This is a genomic window from Pseudomonas sp. CVAP#3, assembly GCF_018986375.1.
In the GTDB taxonomy this organism is placed as follows: Bacteria; Pseudomonadota; Gammaproteobacteria; order Pseudomonadales; family Pseudomonadaceae; genus Aquipseudomonas; species Aquipseudomonas helvetica.
In genome coordinates, this window is sequence record NZ_JAHMSC010000033.1 from 1 (window position 1) to 18,291 (window position 18,291).

At 59.6% G+C, this 18,291-nt stretch carries 15 protein-coding genes and 1 pseudogene; 11 read left to right on the forward strand and 5 right to left on the reverse strand.

Features of this window, described 5'->3' with window-relative positions; genetic code table 11:
• The 4 genes from KRR23_RS28570 to KRR23_RS28585 all read right to left on the reverse strand — a co-directional run.
• On the reverse strand, positions 1–501 hold a 501-nt coding region (locus tag KRR23_RS28570; protein ID WP_216745175.1), incomplete at its 3' end, for a hypothetical protein.
• A gap of 186 nt (positions 502–687) precedes the next feature.
• Positions 688–1,122 carry a DNA polymerase III subunit chi gene (locus KRR23_RS28575; RefSeq protein WP_216745176.1) on the reverse strand — a complete coding sequence of 145 codons (435 nt, stop codon included), beginning with the start codon at positions 1,120–1,122 and terminating at the stop codon, positions 688–690.
• A 7-nt stretch (positions 1,123–1,129) separates the two neighbouring features.
• Positions 1,130–1,558, reverse strand: a complete 429-nt coding sequence (locus KRR23_RS28580) for a DNA polymerase III subunit chi (RefSeq protein WP_216745177.1) — start codon at positions 1,556–1,558, stop codon at positions 1,130–1,132.
• A 60-nt stretch (positions 1,559–1,618) separates the two neighbouring features.
• Positions 1,619–3,109 carry a leucyl aminopeptidase gene (locus tag KRR23_RS28585; RefSeq protein ID WP_216745178.1) on the reverse strand — a complete coding sequence of 497 codons (1,491 nt, stop codon included), beginning with the start codon at positions 3,107–3,109 and terminating at the stop codon, positions 1,619–1,621.
• A gap of 307 nt (positions 3,110–3,416) precedes the next feature.
• Between KRR23_RS28585 and lptF the strand changes: the two genes are divergently transcribed.
• The 8 genes from lptF (at position 3,417) to pdxJ (ending at position 11,870) form a co-directional block, all read left to right on the forward strand.
• Positions 3,417–4,535 (forward strand): LPS export ABC transporter permease LptF, encoded by a 1,119-nt coding sequence (gene lptF / locus KRR23_RS28590; RefSeq protein WP_216745179.1) that lies wholly within the window; start codon positions 3,417–3,419, stop codon positions 4,533–4,535.
• Complete coding sequence (gene lptG / locus KRR23_RS28595) at positions 4,528–5,589, forward strand: LPS export ABC transporter permease LptG (protein WP_216745180.1); 1,062 nt, start codon at positions 4,528–4,530, stop codon at positions 5,587–5,589. The genes lptF and lptG overlap by 8 nt, the downstream gene beginning before the upstream one ends.
• Positions 5,590–5,760: 171 nt before the next feature.
• Entirely contained in the window at positions 5,761–7,560 is a 1,800-nt protein-coding gene (gene lepA / locus KRR23_RS28600; protein WP_216745181.1) for a translation elongation factor 4, read from the forward strand.
• Positions 7,561–7,565: 5 nt separating this feature from the next.
• Positions 7,566–8,420 carry a signal peptidase I gene (lepB, locus tag KRR23_RS28605; RefSeq protein ID WP_103315696.1) on the forward strand — a complete coding sequence of 285 codons (855 nt, stop codon included), beginning with the start codon at positions 7,566–7,568 and terminating at the stop codon, positions 8,418–8,420.
• 179 nt (positions 8,421–8,599) lie between these two features.
• Complete coding sequence (gene rnc / locus KRR23_RS28610; RefSeq protein WP_019691997.1) at positions 8,600–9,289, forward strand: ribonuclease III; 690 nt, start codon at positions 8,600–8,602, stop codon at positions 9,287–9,289.
• Complete coding sequence (gene era / locus KRR23_RS28615) at positions 9,282–10,184, forward strand: GTPase Era (protein WP_054593873.1); 903 nt, start codon at positions 9,282–9,284, stop codon at positions 10,182–10,184. Before rnc ends, era begins: the two co-directional genes overlap by 8 nt.
• Positions 10,185–10,385: 201 nt before the next feature.
• Positions 10,386–11,075, forward strand: a complete 690-nt coding sequence (gene recO / locus KRR23_RS28620) for a DNA repair protein RecO (protein ID WP_216745182.1) — start codon at positions 10,386–10,388, stop codon at positions 11,073–11,075.
• 51 nt (positions 11,076–11,126) lie between these two features.
• The gene (gene pdxJ, locus KRR23_RS28625; protein ID WP_054593871.1) at positions 11,127–11,870 is read left to right on the forward strand and encodes a pyridoxine 5'-phosphate synthase; all 744 of its coding nucleotides are present in this window, start codon (positions 11,127–11,129) and stop codon (positions 11,868–11,870) included.
• 129 nt (positions 11,871–11,999) lie between these two features.
• Here the strand turns inward: pdxJ and mltF are convergent, their stop codons facing one another.
• Positions 12,000–13,460 carry a membrane-bound lytic murein transglycosylase MltF gene (mltF, locus tag KRR23_RS28630; protein WP_216745183.1) on the reverse strand — a complete coding sequence of 487 codons (1,461 nt, stop codon included), beginning with the start codon at positions 13,458–13,460 and terminating at the stop codon, positions 12,000–12,002.
• A gap of 286 nt (positions 13,461–13,746) precedes the next feature.
• Between mltF and purL the strand changes: the two genes are divergently transcribed.
• The 3 genes and pseudogenes from purL to KRR23_RS28645 all read left to right on the forward strand — a co-directional run.
• Positions 13,747–17,643: a phosphoribosylformylglycinamidine synthase gene (purL, locus tag KRR23_RS28635; protein ID WP_216745184.1), complete on the forward strand. Its 3,897-nt coding sequence runs from the start codon at positions 13,747–13,749 to the stop codon at positions 17,641–17,643.
• A gap of 5 nt (positions 17,644–17,648) precedes the next feature.
• Positions 17,649–17,960 (forward strand): YqfO family protein, encoded by a 312-nt coding sequence (locus KRR23_RS28640; protein ID WP_216745185.1) that lies wholly within the window; start codon positions 17,649–17,651, stop codon positions 17,958–17,960.
• A 16-nt stretch (positions 17,961–17,976) separates the two neighbouring features.
• Positions 17,977–18,291: pseudogene (locus KRR23_RS28645) on the forward strand (hypothetical protein); the annotation flags it as partial.

Here is an 18,291-nt window from a genome sequence, read left to right on the forward strand (position 1 = left end):
CAGTGAAAGCTCCGATGTACCAGAGGCAGAGACGCCGAGGTCCTGCGGCAGTTGCAATGCCCAGTCGCCATTTCGGTCGGCGGGTGTCTTGCCGAAAAGTACGCTGCCGCCGGCTTGATAGACATAAGCGATGGTGTCGGCGGCGGCCTTGCCCTCGAGCAGGGGGCGCAGGGTGGTCACGGTGGTCGAACTGGTGACCGTGGGCGCGCTGCCGCTGGGCAGGGCTCCAGAGGAGAGAGCCTCTACGATGAAAGGGACGTTGTCGGCATATACCGAAGTACCTTCAACATAAGCCGAAATGGAGTACTCGCCCTCAGGCAAACTGACGGAGCTGCGCACTAGCCAGGAGCCATTTTTATCTGAGGTCGTTTTGGCTAGCACTCGTCCGGTTCCGGATTGGCAAACGTTAAGCGATTTCTCTGGTGCCGTTTTTCCTGAAAACAGAGGCTTATCTTGGGGATGAAGCTTGGTAATGGGTTGAAATACGGTTATGGCGCTCATGTCATCGTCTCCTGCCGCAAAAGTGTGAAGGGACCACACTTGCGTTTTTTCAGGGACGTGCCTACTGTCAGAAATAACAGTTCAGACAAGCGGTCTAAGACACACCATCGCTAATGCGTGCAGTGTCGCGTTGTTGCGTGGCCGACACGGCAGCATGCTGCCGTGGGTACTTAAAGTCAGGCGAACTCAGGATTGATATTGGCTGAGCAACCGCTCCATTCGCGCATCCAGCCGACGTTTGATTTCGGTTTCGATGTGCGGGGCGAAGTCGTCGATCACGTCTTGCATGATCAATTGCGCGGCAGCGCGCAGTTCGTCGTTCAGGTGCAGCATGACATCGGCGCCTTGCTGGACGGACGATGCCGGAGCCGGAGCCGGAGCCGGAGCCGCGACAGGCGCGGGCGCAGGTGTCGGTGGCGGAGCAGGTGGTTCGATGATTTCAGCCTGCGGTTTGCCGCCGACCTGATCGAACAACATCGGAATCTGGCCTTCATCACTGCCTTGCTCGATGGTGTCGGTCAGCAGGGGGGGTTGCAGGTTGTCATCGCCGAGCAACTGGCGGATCGACTCGAGGTCGTCCAGCAGGTGTGCGGACTTTTGCAGCTGGTTTGACGTGTCCATCATGTGCTCAGAGTCGCTGTAAACGGTGATCTTGCAGAGGATAGCCCTGTTCGCGGTAGAAACGGAAACTCTCCCGCGCGGCCTGACGAATAGTCGGGTCTTCAACCACCACTTCGGCCACACGGGCAAAGCGCTGGGCAAAAGACGGGACTTTGAGGTCAAGATTGACCAGCAAGTCCCGGTGTTGTCCTGGATCGTCTCCCAGGCCAAGCACCACTAAACCGTCCGGTTCGTTTTCGGCGGGGCCGTGAGGCACGAAGCTTTCGCCTTTGAACGCCCACAGGCGTGCATCGAGATCGTCGCGTTGGGCGGCATCGCTGCAATGCAGGTAGATGCGGTGGCCCATGCGCCAGGCTTTTTCGGTGAGCTTGCAGGCAAAATCCAGCCGCGCTGAAGGATCGGCGCTGGGCAGGATATAGAAGTCGACTTTGGTCATTGCGGTTCCTGATGCCTGCGCGGCGTCATCCGCGGATGACGCCGTTCAGGATCTTCAGTTTCAGGCTTTGGCGCGGTCCAGCAGGTATTGGGTCAGCAATGGAACCGGACGGCCAGTGGCGCCCTTGTCCTTGCCGCCGCTGGTCCAGGCCGTGCCGGCGATGTCCAGGTGCGCCCACTTCAGGTTCTTGGTGAAGCGCGACAGGAAGCAGGCCGCCGTGATGGTGCCGGCTTTCGGGCCACCAATGTTGGCGATGTCGGCAAACGGGCTGTCCAGCTGTTCCTGGTACTCATCGAACAGCGGCAGTTGCCAGGCGCGGTCGTCAGCCTGTTGGCCTGCGCTCAGCAGTTGGCCGATCAGTTCGTCGTTGTTGCCCAGCAGGCCCGAAGTATGGGCGCCGAGGGCGACCACGCAGGCACCGGTCAGGGTCGCGATGTCGATCACTGCCTGTGGCTTGAAGCGTTCGGAATAGGTCAGGGCGTCGCACAGCACCAGACGGCCTTCGGCGTCGGTGTTGAGGATTTCCACGGTCTGGCCGCTCAGGGTGGTGACGATATCGCCAGGACGCGAAGCCTTGCCGCTCGGCATGTTCTCGGCACAGGCCAGGATGCACACCAGGTTGATCGGCAACTTCAGTTCGAGCACGGCACGCAAGGTACCGAACACGCTGGCTGCGCCGCCCATGTCGTATTTCATCTCGTCCATGCCGGCGCCTGGCTTGAGGCTGATGCCGCCGGTGTCAAAGGTGATGCCCTTGCCGACCAGTGCGTACGGCTTCTCGGATTTCTTGCCGCCGTTGTATTGCATGACGATCAGGCGCGGTGGCTGGGCGCTGCCTTGGCCGACGGCATAGAACGAGCCCATGCCCAGTTCCTTGATTTGCTTCTCGTCAAGGATCTCGACTTTCAGGCCCTTGAATTCCTTGCCCAGGTTCTTCGCCTGTTCGGCGAGGAAGATTGGGTGGCAGATGTTCGGTGGCAGGTTGCCCAGGTCACGGGTGAAGGACATGCCGTTGGCGATTGCAGTGGCATGAGTCACGGCGCGCTCGACTTCAGCCTGTGCGGCCTTGATGGTCAGCAGGGTGATTTTCTTCAGGGCGCGCGGATCGGACTTCTGGCTCTTGAACTGCTCGAAGGTGTATTCGCCGTCGACCAGGGTCTCGGCCAGCAGACGGGTCTTGCCGTAGCTGTCACGTCCTTTGACTGCGACTTCGTCCAGCGCCAGAGCGGCTTCGCTGCCACCCAGGCCTTTGAGGGTGTTCAGTACGCCGGCGATGATTTTGCGGAATGGACGGTCGCCCAGTTCGGCGTCTTTACCCACGCCAACCAGCAACACGCGTTCGGCCTTGAGGTTTGGCAGGCTGTGCAGCAACAGGCTCTGACCCACTTTGCCGGCCAGGTCGCCGCGCTTGAGGACTGCGCTGATCGCGCCGCCACAGAGCTCGTCGAGCTGCTTGGCGACAGTGCCGAGTTTGCGGTCTTCGCCGACGGCGACCACCAGAGTGGCGGTTTTCAACGTTTCTGGGCTAACGCTTTTTACAACCAGTTCCATGTCCGGGTCCCTGAATAAATGGTCAAAGTGCAGCGTGTTACGCGATGCGCGCACACGTTTGCCTATCTATAGAAAGACGCTGGTGCAGGCCAGCGACAAAGGCCGCAGTTTGAACCTCGCTCCGTGCGCCTGACAACCCTCGCGCAGGTGATCTTTACACCATTGCGCGGCTGCTTGAGCGTGCGCAGTGACAGGCGCGTTCAATCACAGGATAATGCGCCATCTTTTTCGGCGGCTCAGCCCTGTGGGTCGCCCGATATGTTTGCTTGTTTGGCCGCCTTAGCCTGACAACCCTGGAGTGTCTGGTTTGATTGTCTTCCGTTATCTGTCCCGCGAAGTCCTGTTGACCTTGAGCGCCGTCAGCGCTGTGCTGCTGGTCATCATCATGAGTGGGCGCTTCATCAAGTTCCTGGCCCAGGCCGCCTCGGGCGCCCTGGACCCAGGCTCGCTGTTCCTGATCATGGGCTTTCGTCTGCCGGGTTTCCTGCAACTGATTCTGCCTTTGGGGTTGTTTCTCGGGATCCTGCTGGCCTACGGTCGCCTGTACCTTGAAAGTGAAATGACCGTGCTCTCCGCGACCGGCATGAGCCAGCAACGTCTGCTGGGCATGACCCTGTTTCCGGCGGCACTGGTTGCCGTGATCGTGGCCTGGCTGAGCCTGAGCCTGGCACCGCAAGGCGCCAATCAGTTCCAGTTGCTGCTGAACAAACAAGATGCCATGACCGAGTTCGATACGCTGGTGCCGGGCCGTTTTCAGGCGTTGCGCGATGGTTCGCGGGTGACGTACACCGAGCAGCTGTCCGATGACCGGATCAATCTGGGCGGCGTCTTCATCTCGGAAAAGCGTCTTTCCGCCGATCAGAAGGATCGCGGTATTTCCGTACTGGTGGCCGAAAAGGGTCGTCAGGAAATCAAGGAAGACGGCAACCGTTACCTGATTCTCGACAATGGCTACCGTTACGACGGTAACCCGGGGCTGGCCGACTACCGGGCCATCAAGTACGACACCTACGGTGTGCTGCTGCCCAAGCCGGATGTCAGCGACGAGGTGACCGATCGCGATGCGATGCCGACCCGTACCCTGCTGGATAGTCCGGATATTCGTGCACGCGCCGAGCTCGAATGGCGTCTGTCGCTGCCGTTGCTGGTGTTTATCGTGACGTTGATGGCGGTGCCGCTGTCGCGGGTCAATCCGCGCCAGGGACGTTTCCTCAAGTTGCTGCCGGCGATTCTTCTTTATATGGCTTATCTGACGATCCTGATCGCCGCGCGCGGTGCTCTGGAGAAAGGCAAGATCCCGCAGGCTTTGGGTCTGTGGTGGGTTCACGCAATATTCCTGGCCATTGGCCTGGGACTGCTCTATTGGGAGCCGTTGCGCTTGAAAATGGCGAGTCGCCGCAGTGCGCTGGAGGTGACCCGTGGTTAAGCTCGATCGCTACATTGGTGGCAGTGTTTTCATGGCGATCCTGGCGGTACTGGGGATCATTCTGGGCCTTGCGACCTTGTTTGCCTTCATCGACGAGATGAGTGATGTCACGGATACCTACACCCTCACCGACGTATTGAGCTACGTGGCGCTGACAGCGCCGCGTCGGGTCTATGACATGCTGCCGATGGCGGCACTGATCGGTTGCCTGATCGGCCTGGGCAGTCTGGCCAGCAGCAGTGAATTGACCATCATGCGCGCCGCGGGTGTGTCCATCGGCCGTATCGTCTGGGCGGTGATGAAACCGATGCTGGTGTTGATGCTGGCAGGCGTGCTGGTCGGCGAGTACGTTGCGCCCGTTGCGGAAAACGTGGCCCAGGCCAATCGCTCCCTGGCTCAGGGCATCGGTGATGCGCAGAGCGCCAAGCACGGTATGTGGCACCGCCAGGGTGATGAGTTCATTCACATCAACTCGGTGCAGCCGGATGGCATTCTGTACGGCGTGACCCGCTATCGTTTTGACAGTGAGCGTCACATGCTGACCTCGAGCTTCTCCAAGCGTGCGCAGTTCGAAACTGATCATTGGCAGCTGAACGACGTCACCACCACGGTGTTCCATGACGGCAGCACCGAAGTTGTCACTGTCCCGCAAGAGCGCTGGGAAGTACCGTTGAGCCCGCAACTGCTGAACACGGTGATCATGGCGCCGGAATCGTTATCGATCAGCGGTTTGTGGGGTTACATCCACTATCTGGCGGATCAGGGCCTGAACAATGGCCGTTACTGGCTGGCGTTTTGGGTCAAGGTGTTGCAGCCACTGGTCACTGTTGCCCTGGTGTTGATGGCGATTTCCTTTATCTTCGGCCCGCTGCGCTCAGTGACGCTGGGCCAGCGTGTGTTTACAGGGGTACTGGTCGGCTTTACCTTCCGTATCGCTCAGGATTTGCTCGGGCCTTCAAGCCTGGTCTTCGGCTTCTCGCCATTGTTCGCGGTGCTGGTTCCGGCCGGTATCTGTGCGGTGGCCGGTCTCTGGATGCTGCGCCGAGCCGGTTGATCGCAGGTATTTCCTGCCCCGGTTGACAGTCAAACGCCCCGTTCGCAAGAGCGGGGCGTTTTTGTATCCAATACCGTTGACCTGTGAACGTGACGCTTGCGTCGTGTATCAGGTACAATTCCCGGCTATTTTTCGGCGGGCTATGCCTGCAGCCTTTTTGAGTGTTGATCCGTGAGTGATTTGAGTCATATCCGCAATTTCTCCATCATCGCCCACATTGACCATGGCAAGTCGACTCTGGCCGATCGCTTCATCCAGATGTGCGGCGGCCTGGCCGAGCGCGAAATGGAAGCCCAGGTACTGGACTCCATGGACCTTGAGCGTGAACGCGGGATCACCATCAAGGCTCACAGCGTTACCCTGTATTACACCGCCCGTGATGGTATCAAGTACCAACTGAACTTCATTGACACCCCCGGCCACGTTGACTTCACCTACGAAGTCAGCCGGTCGCTGGCGGCCTGTGAAGGTGCGTTGCTGGTGGTCGATGCCGGTCAGGGCGTTGAAGCGCAATCGGTTGCCAACTGCTACACGGCAATCGAGCAGGGCCTGGAAGTGATGCCGGTCTTGAACAAGATCGACCTGCCACAGGCCGATCCGGACCGCGTAAAAGAAGAAATCGAAAAAATCATCGGCATCGATGCCACCGATGCGGTCGAGTGCAGTGCCAAGACTGGCCTGGGCGTCGACGAGGTGCTCGAGCGTCTGGTCAAGACCATTCCTGCGCCAACCGGCAACATCGAAGATCCGCTGCAAGCGTTGATCATCGACTCCTGGTTCGACAACTACCTGGGTGTTGTTTCCCTGGTTCGCGTGCGCCACGGTCGTGTGAAGAAGGGCGACAAGATTCTGGTTAAGTCCACCGGCAAGATCCACCTGGTGGACAGCGTCGGTGTCTTCAACCCGAAACACACCGCCACCGTTGATCTGAAAGCCGGTGAAGTAGGCTTCATCATCGCCGGCATCAAGGACATTCATGGCGCGCCGGTCGGTGACACCCTGACCTTGAGCTCGACGCCGGACGTCGACGTGCTGCCAGGTTTCAAGCGCATTCAGCCGCAGGTCTATGCCGGTCTGTTCCCGGTCAGCTCCGACGACTTCGAAGACTTCCGCGAAGCGCTGCAAAAGCTCACGCTGAACGACTCGTCGCTGCAATACACCCCGGAAAGCTCCGACGCCCTGGGCTTCGGCTTCCGTTGCGGGTTCCTCGGCATGCTGCACATGGAGATCATCCAGGAGCGCCTGGAGCGCGAGTACGACCTGGACCTGATCACCACCGCACCGACGGTTATTTTTGAACTGTTGCTGAAAACCGGTGAAACGATTTACGTCGACAACCCGTCCAAGCTACCGGACCTGTCGTCCATTGAAGACATGCGCGAACCAATCGTTCGGGCAAACATTCTTGTGCCGCAAGAACATCTGGGCAACGTCATTACCCTGTGCATCGAGAAGCGCGGCATTCAGCACGACATGCTGTTCCTTGGTAGCCAGGTCCAGGTGACCTACGATTTGCCGATGAACGAAGTGGTCCTGGACTTCTTCGATCGTCTGAAATCCACCAGTCGCGGCTATGCTTCGCTGGATTACCATTTCGATCGTTATCAATCAGCTAATCTGGTGAAACTGGATGTGCTGATCAACGGTGATAAGGTCGACGCCCTGGCGCTGATCGTGCACAAGGATAACGCGCACTACAAAGGTCGCCAGTTGACCGAGAAGATGAAAGAGCTGATTCCGCGTCAGATGTTCGACGTCGCGATCCAGGCCGCCATTGGCGGGCAGATCATTGCGCGAACCTCCGTCAAGGCACTCAGAAAGAACGTATTGGCCAAATGCTACGGTGGTGACGTTAGCCGTAAGCGCAAGCTGTTGGAAAAGCAGAAGGCCGGTAAAAAACGCATGAAGCAGGTCGGCAACGTGGAAATTCCACAAGAAGCCTTCCTCGCTGTGCTCAGGTTGGATAGTTAGGTCCTATGTCACTAAATTTCCCGCTGTTGCTGGTCATCGCCGTTTTCGTTTGCGGTCTGTTGGGGTTGCTCGACCTGATCTTTCTGGCGCCGCGTCGGCGTGCCGCTATTAGCTCTTATCAGGGTAGCGTCACCGAGCCTGACATGATGGTGGTCGAGAAACTGAACAAAGAACCGATGCTGGTTGAATACGGCAAATCGTTCTTTCCGGTGCTGTTCATCGTGTTGGTCTTGCGTTCGTTCCTGGTGGAGCCGTTCCAGATTCCGTCTGGTTCGATGAAGCCGACCCTGGACGTTGGCGACTTCATTCTGGTGAACAAGTTTTCTTACGGGATCCGCTTGCCGGTGCTCGATACGAAAGTCATCCAGGTCGGTGATCCGCAGCGTGGCGATGTGATGGTGTTCCGCTACCCAAGCGACCCGAACGTCAACTACATCAAGCGTGTAGTGGGCCTGCCGGGTGATCAGATTCGTTACACCGCCGACAAGCGTCTGTTCGTCAACGGTGAGTCGATCGCAGAGCAACTGGTCGGCTCCGAGCCGGGTACGTTGGGCAGTGCCGAGCTCTACAAGGAAAAACTCGGCGCCGCCGAGCACCTGATCCGCAAGGAAATGAGCCGCTACCGCGCAACTCCGGACCATCAATGGACCGTGCCTGCCGGGCACTACTTCATGATGGGCGACAACCGCGACAACTCCAACGACAGTCGCTACTGGGATGATCCAACTATTCCCAAGGATCTGCTGGGCATGGTTCCCGACAAGAATATCGTCGGCAAGGCCTTCGCCGTCTGGATGAGCTGGCCGGAACCCAAACTCAGTCACCTGCCGAATTTCTCGCGGGTTGGCCTGATCAAGTAATCACCCACGGCGCTGTTGAACACAGCGCCGAATGCATTTCTGGAGCCTGCAGAAGGTCACCGCAGATGCATGAAGCCAACGATATTCAGGATGTAATTTTTGAACACAGCGTTAATTGTCCAAGAGCCTAGCAGCGTTGCTGTGATGGATGTCGACCACGAACTCAGCGTGGGTAAACCGTGAGCGTCTCTTTAAGCCGTCTCGAGCGTCAGCTCGGTTATACCTTCAAGGACCAGGAACTCATGGTTCTGGCCCTGACACATCGCAGCTTTGCCGGGCGCAACAACGAACGCCTGGAATTCCTCGGTGATGCCATTCTCAACTTCGTTGCCGGTGAAGCGCTGTTCGACCGCTTTCCGCTGGCTCGCGAAGGCCAGCTGTCGCGTTTGCGCGCACGCCTGGTCAAAGGTGAGACGCTGGCCGTATTGGCGCGTGGTTTCGATCTTGGCGAGTACCTGCGCCTGGGGTCCGGTGAGTTGAAGAGCGGCGGGTTCCGCCGTGAATCGATCCTCGCCGATGCCCTCGAAGCGCTGATCGGTGCGATCTACCTGGATGCCGGCATGGACATGGCGCGCGAACGCGTGCTGGCCTGGCTGACGTCCGAGTTCGACAGCCTGACGCTGGTCGACACCAACAAAGATCCAAAGACCCGCCTGCAAGAGTTCTTGCAGTCGCGTGCCTGTGAACTGCCGCGTTACGAAGTGGTGGATATCCAGGGTGAGCCGCATTGCCGGACGTTCTTCGTCGAATGCGAAATCACCTTACTGAACGAAAAAAGCCGAGGTCAGGGTGTGAGTCGTCGTATTGCCGAACAGGTAGCGGCCGCCGCAGCACTGATTGCCCTGGGCGTGGAGAATGGCCATGACTGATTCAACTGCAACTCGCTGTGGCTATGTCGCCATCGTCGGCCGTCCGAACGTGGGCAAATCCACGCTGCTGAACCACATCCTGGGTCAGAAGCTGGCGATCACCTCGCGCAAACCGCAAACCACTCGTCACAACATGCTCGGTATCAAGACCGAAGGCGATGTGCAGGCGATCTACGTCGACACCCCCGGCATGCACAAAGGTGGCGAGAAAGCCCTCAACCGCTACATGAACAAGACCGCTTCGGCCGCGTTGAAAGACGTCGACGTGGTGATCTTCGTGGTTGATCGCACCAAGTGGACCGAAGAAGACCAGATGGTTCTCGAGCGCGTTCAGTACGTGACGGGCCCGTTGATCGTGGCGCTGAACAAGACCGACCGCATCGAAGACAAAGCCGAGCTGATGCCGCACCTGAGCTGGTTGCAGGAGCAGCTGCCGAACGCGCAGATCATTCCGATTTCGGCGCAGCACGGGCACAACCTCGATGCGCTGGAGCGGGTGATCGCCGGTCACCTGCCGGAAAACGATCACTTCTTCCCCGAAGACCAGATCACCGACCGCAGCAGCCGTTTCCTCGCCGCCGAACTGGTGCGCGAGAAAATCATGCGCCAGATGGGCGCCGAGCTGCCTTACCAGATCACCGTGGAAATCGAAGAGTTCAAGCAGCAGGGGAAAACCCTGCACATCCATGCGTTGATCCTCGTCGAACGTGACGGTCAGAAGAAAATCATCATTGGCGACAAGGGCGAGCGGATCAAGCGCATCGGCACCGAAGCGCGCAAGGACATGGAGCTGCTGTTCGACTCCAAGATCATGCTCAACCTTTGGGTCAAAGTGAAAGGCGGTTGGTCCGACGACGAACGCGCCCTGCGTTCGCTGGGTTACGGCGACCTGTAATCAGGATTGGCACAAGGTTCAAGGCCTTGTGCTGGCCTTTGTGGCGAGGGAGCTTGCTCCCGCTGGGTCGCAAAGCGGCCCCAAAACCATTTGCCCCGGTGTGCCTGACTCTCCGCGGCTGCTTGAGGTCGGGGCTGCTTCGCAGCCCAGCGGGAGCAAGCTCCCTCGCCACAGTTGATCTCCTCTGAGATTTGGACTCTGATGTCGACCACCGCGCCAACCGGCCAACCCGCCTACGTGCTCCATAGCCGCGCCTACCGCGAAAGCAGCGCGTTGGTGGATTTCCTTACGCCGCAAGGTCGGCTGCGGGCGGTGTTGCGCAGTGCGCGGGGTAAGGCCGGAACGCTGGCGCGGCCATTCGTGCCGCTGGAAGTCGAGTTCCGTGGTCGGGGCGAACTGAAGAACGTCGGTCGCATGGAAAGCGCCGGCGTCTCGACCTGGCTCAATGGTGAGGCGCTGTTCAGTGGTCTCTACCTCAATGAACTGCTGATCCGCCTGCTGCCGTCCGAAGATCCTCATCCTGCGGTATTCGACCATTACGCCGCGACCTTGCAGGCCCTCGCCGAAGGGCGTCCTCTGGAGCCTTTGTTGCGCTCATTCGAATGGCGGCTGCTCGATGACCTGGGTTACGGCTTTGCGCTGAACGCGGATATCCATGGCGAACCTATCGCGCCCGACGGCCTGTATCGCTTACAAGTCGACGCGGGTCTGGAGCGGGTTTACCTGCTGCAGCCTGGTCTGTTCAACGGTACCGAACTGTTGGCCATGGCCGACGCCGACTGGAGCGCGCCGGGTGCCTTGTCTGCCGCCAAACGCTTGATGCGTCAGGCGTTGGCCGTTCACCTGGGCGGTCGCCCATTGGTCAGTCGCGAGTTGTTTCGAAAGCCGTAAGCCTGACGTGTATGCTGTGCACCGAACTTTCTCTTCTTCTGGAGCGCTTCCGTGACCACCAGCAATCGCATTCTTCTTGGCGTGAACATCGACCACGTTGCCACCCTGCGTCAGGCCCGGGGTACGCGTTACCCTGACCCTGTGAAAGCAGCGCTGGACGCGGAAGAGGCGGGCGCTGATGGCATCACCGTGCACTTGCGTGAAGACCGCCGGCACATCCAGGAACGCGACGTGCTGTTGCTCAAGGACGTGCTGCAAACCCGCATGAACTTCGAGATGGGCGTTACCGAGGAAATGATGGCGTTCGCTGAACGCATTCGTCCGGCGCACATTTGCCTGGTCCCGGAAACCCGTCAGGAACTGACCACCGAAGGCGGTCTGGATGTGGCAGGGCAGGAAGCGCGGATCAAGGCGGCGGTGGATCGTCTGGCGAAAATCGGCTGCGAAGTGTCACTGTTCATCGATGCCGACGAGCGCCAGATCGAAGCCTCGAAACGCGTTGGCGCACCGGCCATCGAATTGCACACCGGCCGTTATGCGGACGCCGAGACGCCGACTGCGGTTGCCGAAGAACTGAAGCGCGTGGCGGATGGTGTGGCGTTTGGCTTGACGCAAGGCCTGATCGTCAACGCCGGCCACGGTCTGCACTACCACAACGTCGAAGCGGTTGCGGCGATCAAAGGCATCAATGAACTGAACATCGGCCACGCGCTGGTGGCGCATGCGCTGTTCGTCGGGTTCAAGTCGGCTGTTTCGGAGATGAAAGCGCTGATCCTCGCCGCGGCAAAAGCCTAAGCACCAAACACAGACCCCATGTGGGAGCGGGCTTGCTCGCGAAGGCGGTCTGACAGTCAGCATCAATGTCGACTGGAAGGCCCTCTTCGCGAGCAAGCCCGCTCCCACATTTGATTTCAGTTGGCAAAATTAGAGCGGTGGGTTTTCTTCGGGCGGTTTGGTTTTGTCGATGCCCGGCACATGCAGGTTGCCTTGGGCGACCTGATCGCCCTCAAGCTGCGGCTGCGTCACCCACGTCAGAATGTCGTAGTAACGCCGGATGTTCGCCACAAAATGCACCGGTTCACCGCCGCGGGCGTAGCCGTAGCGGGTTTTGCTGTACCACTGTTTCTGCGACAGGCGCGGCAGGATCTTTTTCACGTCCAGCCACTTGTCCGGATTCAGTCCTTCCTTGGCTGCGAGTTTACGCGCGTCATCCAGGTGACCGCTGCCGACGTTGTAGGCCGCCAGCGCAAACCATGTGCGATCCGGCTCCTGGATCGAGTCGTCCAGTTGATCCTTTATGTAAGCCAGGTACTTCGCGCCGCCCATGATGCTTTGTTTGGCGTCCAGGCGATTGGACACGCCCATGGCCTGCGCGGTGTTCTGGGTCAGCATCATCAGGCCGCGAACGCCGGTTTTCGAGGTGACCGCCGGTTGCCACAGCGATTCCTGATATCCGATTGCGGCGAGCAGTCGCCAGTCGACTTTCTCTTCCTTGGCCGAGGCCTTGAAGTGCTTTTCGTACTTGGGCAGCCGTTGCTGCAAGTGCTCGGCGAAGGTATAGGCGCCCATGTAGCCGAGTACATCGACATGCCCGTAATAGCGGTCTTTCAGCCGTTGCAGGGTGCCATTCTTCTCGGCCTTGTCGAGGAAGTCGTTGATCTCGTTGAGCAGGCTGTTGTCATCACCGGCGGCCACCGCCCAGCGCTGGTTGCTGGCGTCGCCCAGGTCGAAGGCGACTCGCGCATTAGTGAAGTACACCTGGTTCATCGCGACTTCGTTGGAGTCGACCAGTGTCAGGTCGATCTGACCTTCATCAACCATGCGCAGCAGGTCAACGACCTCAACCGCGTCGGATTCTTCGTATTCAATGCCGGGGTATTTCTTTTTCAGCGCTGCCAGTTGGTCGGCGTGGGTGCTGCCCTTGAGCACCATGATTGTCTTACCGACCAGATCGGCTGCCGAGGTCGGCCGGGACTGACCGTTGCGGTAGATGATCTGTGGGGTGACTTCCAGATACGAGTGGGAAAACCGCACTTGCTGTTTGCGTTTCTCGCTGCTGACCAGACCGGCAGCAGCCAGCACCGGGCCGCCAGGTTTGCCTAACTGACCGTACAGATCGTCGAGGTTGTCCGCGGTTTCGATCTTGAGGGTCACGCCCAGATCGTCGGCGAAGCGCTTCACCAGCTCGTATTCGAAGCCGGTTTCACCGTTGCGATCCTGAAAGTAGGTAGCGGGGCTGTTGCGGGTAACCACACGCAGCACGCCATCCTCCTTTACGCGCTCCAGTGTGTTGGGTTTATCAACACAGCCACTGAGCATCAGGAAGAGTCCGGTTGCGATGAGCCATTTGGCGAATCGCGGACGCAAAGCCGTTGGGGAAAACATCTGCGCAGTATACGCAAAGGACCACGACCGCCATATCTCGACAGTAAAGGGCTTGTCTGCTAGAGCGTTCAAAAACCGGCGAAAGCCCGCAAGAACAGGCGCTCGGGCCTGATTGCGACAACAAAAATAACCCCCGGCGCGCCCCTTGATGAGCATGGGTTACAGGCTTTGAGCCCCGGGCCGACGTTCGGACAATACCGGGTGTAGCGTTTCGGGTGCTGTCGCGGGCGGTTTAGGCTAGAATGCACGGCCTCAAAGCACACCCCCTTCCGAGGCTGTCCCGAAGATGTTGATCCTGCGCGGCGCTCCTGCCCTTTCTGCCTTTCGCCACAGCAAACTCCTTGAGCAACTGAGCCAGAAGGTCCCGGCTGTCAGTGGCTTGTATGCTGAATTCGCTCACTTCGCCGAAGTCACCGGCGTCCTGACCGGCGACGAACAGCAGGTGCTAGCGCGCCTTCTGAAGTACGGTCCTAGTGTTCCGGTACAAGAGCCGGCCGGCCGTCTGTTCCTGGTGTTGCCACGTTTTGGCACCATCTCGCCCTGGTCGAGCAAGGCCAGCGATATCGCCCGCAACTGTGGCCTGGCGAAAATCCAGCGCCTGGAGCGCGGCATCGCTTTCTACGTGACCGGTGAATTCACCGACGCACAAGCACAGCTGATCGCCGACGGTCTGCACGACCGCATGACCCAGATCGTGCTGGAAAACCTCGAACAGGCTGCTGGCCTGTTCAGTCACTCCGAACCGAAGCCGTTGACGGCGATCGACGTTCTGGGTGGCGGTCGCGCCGCACTGGAAACCGCTAACGTCGAGCTGGGCCTGGCCCTGGCGGAAGACGAGATCGACTACCTGGTCAACGCCTTTATTGGCTTGAAGCGCAACCCACACGACATCGAACTGATGATGTTCGCCCAGGCGAACTCCGAGCACTGCCGTCACAAGATCTTCAACGCCAGTTGGGACATTGACGGCGAGAGCCAGGAAAAAAGCCTGTTCGGCATGATCAAGAACACCTACGTGATGCACAGCGAAGGCGTTCTGTCGGCATACAAGGACAACGCTTCGGTGATCGTCGGCTCTGTCGCCGGCCGTTTCTTCCCGGACCCTGAGACCCGCCAGTACGGCGCGGTGCAGGAACCGGTGCACATCCTGATGAAAGTCGAGACGCACAACCACCCGACCGCGATTGCCCCGTTCCCGGGCGCATCCACCGGTTCCGGTGGCGAAATCCGCGACGAAGGCGCGACCGGTCGCGGCGCCAAGCCAAAGGCTGGCCTGACCGGGTTCACCGTGTCCAACCTGCAAATCCCGGGCTTCGAACAGCCGTGGGAAGTGCCGTACGGCAAGCCTGAGCGCATCGTTACCGCGCTGGACATCATGATCGAAGGCCCATTGGGCGGCGCTGCATTCAACAACGAATTCGGCCGTCCGGCGCTGACCGGTTATTTCCGTACCTTCGAACAATCCATCACCACCCCGCGTGGCGATGAAGTGCGCGGTTACCACAAGCCGATCATGTTGGCCGGCGGCATGGGCAACATCCGTGAGGAACACGTCAAGAAAGGCGAAATCCTCGTGGGCTCCAAGCTGATCGTGCTGGGCGGCCCGGCGATGCTGATCGGTCTGGGCGGCGGCGCGGCTTCCTCCATGGCCACCGGCACCAGCTCGGCGGACCTGGACTTCGCTTCCGTACAGCGTGAAAACCCTGAGATGGAGCGTCGTTGCCAGGAAGTCATCGACCGTTGCTGGCAACTGGGCGACAAGAACCCGATCAGCTTCATCCACGACGTGGGTGCAGGCGGTCTGTCCAACGCCTTCCCGGAACTGGTCAACGATGGCGACCGTGGTGGCCGCTTCGAACTGCGCAATATTCCAAACGACGAGCCGGGCATGGCCCCGCACGAAATCTGGAGCAACGAATCCCAGGAACGCTACGTCCTGGCGGTCGGCCCGGCCGACTTCGAGCGCTTCAAGGCAATCTGCGAACGTGAGCGTTGCCCGTTTGCGGTTGTCGGCGAAGCCACTGCCGAGCCGCAACTGACCGTCACCGACAGCCACTTCGGCAACAGCCCGGTCGATATGCCACTCGAAGTGCTGCTGGGCAAAGCCCCGCGCATGCACCGTTCGGCGGTTCGTGAAACTGAACTGGGCGATGATTTCGATCCATCGACCCTGGCCATTGCCGACTGCGTCGAGCGCGTTCTGCATCACCCGGCCGTGGCCAGCAAAAGCTTCCTGATCACCATCGGCGACCGCACCATCACCGGCCTCGTGGCCCGTGATCAGATGGTTGGCCCGTGGCAGGTTCCTGTGGCTGACGTTGCCGTCACCGCTACCAGCTTCGACGTCTACACCGGTGAAGCCATGGCCATGGGCGAGCGCACTCCGCTGGCACTGCTGGATGCTCCGGCGTCGGGCCGCATGGCCATCGGCGAAACCCTGACCAACATCGCGGCCTCGCGCATCGGCAAGATCTCCGACATCAAACTGTCGGCGAACTGGATGTCGGCTGCCGGTCACCCGGGCGAAGACGCGCGTCTGTACGACACCGTCAAAGCGGTCGGCATGGAACTGTGCCCGGAGCTGGGCATTACCATTCCGGTGGGCAAGGACTCGATGTCCATGGCCACGCGCTGGAATGACGAAGGCGTCGATAAGACGGTGACTTCGCCAATGTCCCTGATCGTGACCGGTTTCGCGCCAGTGACTGACATCCGTCAGACCCTGACCCCGCAACTGCGCATGGACAAAGGCACTACCGACCTGATCCTGATCGACCTGGGTCGTGGCCAGAACCGCATGGGTGCCTCGATCCTCGCACAGGTTCACGGCAAACTCGGCAAGCAGGCACCGGACGTCGATGACGCCGAAGACCTGAAAGCCTTCTTCGCGGTGATCCAGGGCCTCAACGCTGACGGTCACCTGCTGGCTTACCACGACCGTTCCGACGGTGGTCTGCTGACCAGCGTGGTGGAAATGGCCTTTGCCGGCCACTGCGGTCTGAGCCTGAACCTCGACGGTCTGGCAGAAACTTCTGCCGACATCGCCGCGATCCTGTTCAACGAAGAACTGGGTGCTGTCATCCAGGTTCGTCAGGACTCGACGCCGGACATCCTTGCGCAGTTCAGCGCCGCAGGCCTGGGCGACTGCGTGTCGGTGCTCGGCCAGCCGATGAACAACAGCGAAATCAGCATCACTTTCAACGGCGACACCGTGTTCGAAGGTCAGCGTGGTCAGCTGCAACGTCAGTGGGCTGAAACCAGCTACCAGATCCAGCGTCTGCGTGACAACGCCGACTGCGCCGAACAAGAGTTCGACGTGCTGCTGGAAGAAGACAACCCGGGCCTGAGCGTCAAGCTGAGCTACGACGTGAACCAGGACGTTGCCGCGCCTTACATCAAGAAAGGCATTCGCCCACAGGTTGCCGTACTGCGTGAGCAGGGTGTCAACGGTCAGGTGGAAATGGCTGCAGCGTTCGACCGTGCCGGTTTCAACGCGATCGACGTGCACATGAGCGACATCCTTGCTGGCCGTGTCGACCTGAACGAGTTCAAAGGTCTGGTGGCGTGCGGTGGTTTCTCCTACGGTGACGTACTGGGTGCCGGTGAAGGCTGGGCGAAATCGGCGCTGTTCAACAGCCGTGCTCGCGATGCGTTCCAGGGCTTCTTCGAACGTACCGACAGCTTCACCCTCGGCGTGTGCAACGGTTGCCAGATGATGTCCAACCTGCATGAGCTGATCCCGGGCAGCGAGTTCTGGCCGCACTTCGTGCGTAACCGTTCCGAGCAGTTCGAAGCGCGTGTGGCGATGGTTCAGGTTCAGGAGTCGAACTCGATCTTCCTGCAGGGCATGGCCGGTTCGCGTATGCCAATCGCCATCGCTCACGGTGAAGGTCATGCCGAGTTCGCCAGCGAAGAAGCGTTGCTGCAAGCCGATCTGTCGGGTTGCGTGGCGATGCGCTTCGTCGACAACCACGGCAAGGTTACCGAGCGCTACCCGGCTAACCCGAACGGCTCGCCGCGCGGGATCACCGGATTGACCAGCCGTGACGGTCGCGTGACCATCATGATGCCGCACCCGGAGCGGGTGTTCCGCGCCGTGCAGAACTCGTGGCGCTCGGAAGAGTGGAACGAAGACGCGCCGTGGATGCGTATGTTCCGTAACGCTCGTGTGTGGGTGAACTAAGCGCCGTGTATAAGCTCAGCTTTTTTGTTCCTCAGAGCCATGTCGAGGTGGTCAAGGGTGCTGTGTTCGCTGCCGGTGGTGGGCGGATCGGTGCTTATGATCACTGTTCCTGGCAGGTGCTTGGGTTGGGTCAGTTTCGGCCTTTGGACGGTAGTCAGCCGTTTATTGGGCAGGCGGGGCTGGTCGAGCAGGTGGAGGAGTGGAAGGTTGAGCTTGTGGTTAGCGATGAGTTGATTCGTGCTGTGGTGGAGGCTCTGAAGCAGAGTCATCCCTATGAGACGCCGGCTTACGAGGTATGGCGGCTGGAGGATTTCTGATCGTCCCGCCGTTGAAATGAGAAACCCGCTGATTCGTCAGCGGGTTTTTTATTGTCCGGGATTTGATGAATGTACGCGTTCAACTGTGGGAGCCGAGCTTGCTCGCGATGGCGGCCTGATAGCCGACCAATCTCTTGCAGGTGTACATATCCATTTCTGCGATAACGGCCACTTATGGTTCCGCTTTTACAGCGTGTCACTTTTGCAGACGCCCAAAAGTAACCAAAACGCTTCGCCCCAAGCGTACGGCACCTCGCTTAGGCTCGGCGTTCCCTCGCTCCGGCATTCATCAGGGGGCATCGCCTACGGTCTGCTTCGCGACGACCTCCTC

What these genes read in the sequence shown, in the direction of transcription:
- recO (WP_216745182.1), top strand. Translation starts at nt 10,386, where the DNA reads ATGTCGACCACCGCGCCAACCGGCCAACCCGCCTACGTGCTCCATAGC.
- purL (WP_216745184.1), top strand. Translation starts at nt 13,747, where the DNA reads ATGTTGATCCTGCGCGGCGCTCCTGCCCTTTCTGCCTTTCGCCACAGC.
- mltF (WP_216745183.1), bottom strand. Translation starts at nt 13,460, where the DNA reads ATGTTTTCCCCAACGGCTTTGCGTCCGCGATTCGCCAAATGGCTCATC.
- KRR23_RS28575 (WP_216745176.1), bottom strand. Translation starts at nt 1,122, where the DNA reads ATGGACACGTCAAACCAGCTGCAAAAGTCCGCACACCTGCTGGACGAC.
- era (WP_054593873.1), top strand. Translation starts at nt 9,282, where the DNA reads ATGACTGATTCAACTGCAACTCGCTGTGGCTATGTCGCCATCGTCGGC.
- KRR23_RS28585 (WP_216745178.1), bottom strand. Translation starts at nt 3,109, where the DNA reads ATGGAACTGGTTGTAAAAAGCGTTAGCCCAGAAACGTTGAAAACCGCC.
- lepB (WP_103315696.1), top strand. Translation starts at nt 7,566, where the DNA reads ATGTCACTAAATTTCCCGCTGTTGCTGGTCATCGCCGTTTTCGTTTGC.
- KRR23_RS28580 (WP_216745177.1), bottom strand. Translation starts at nt 1,558, where the DNA reads ATGACCAAAGTCGACTTCTATATCCTGCCCAGCGCCGATCCTTCAGCG.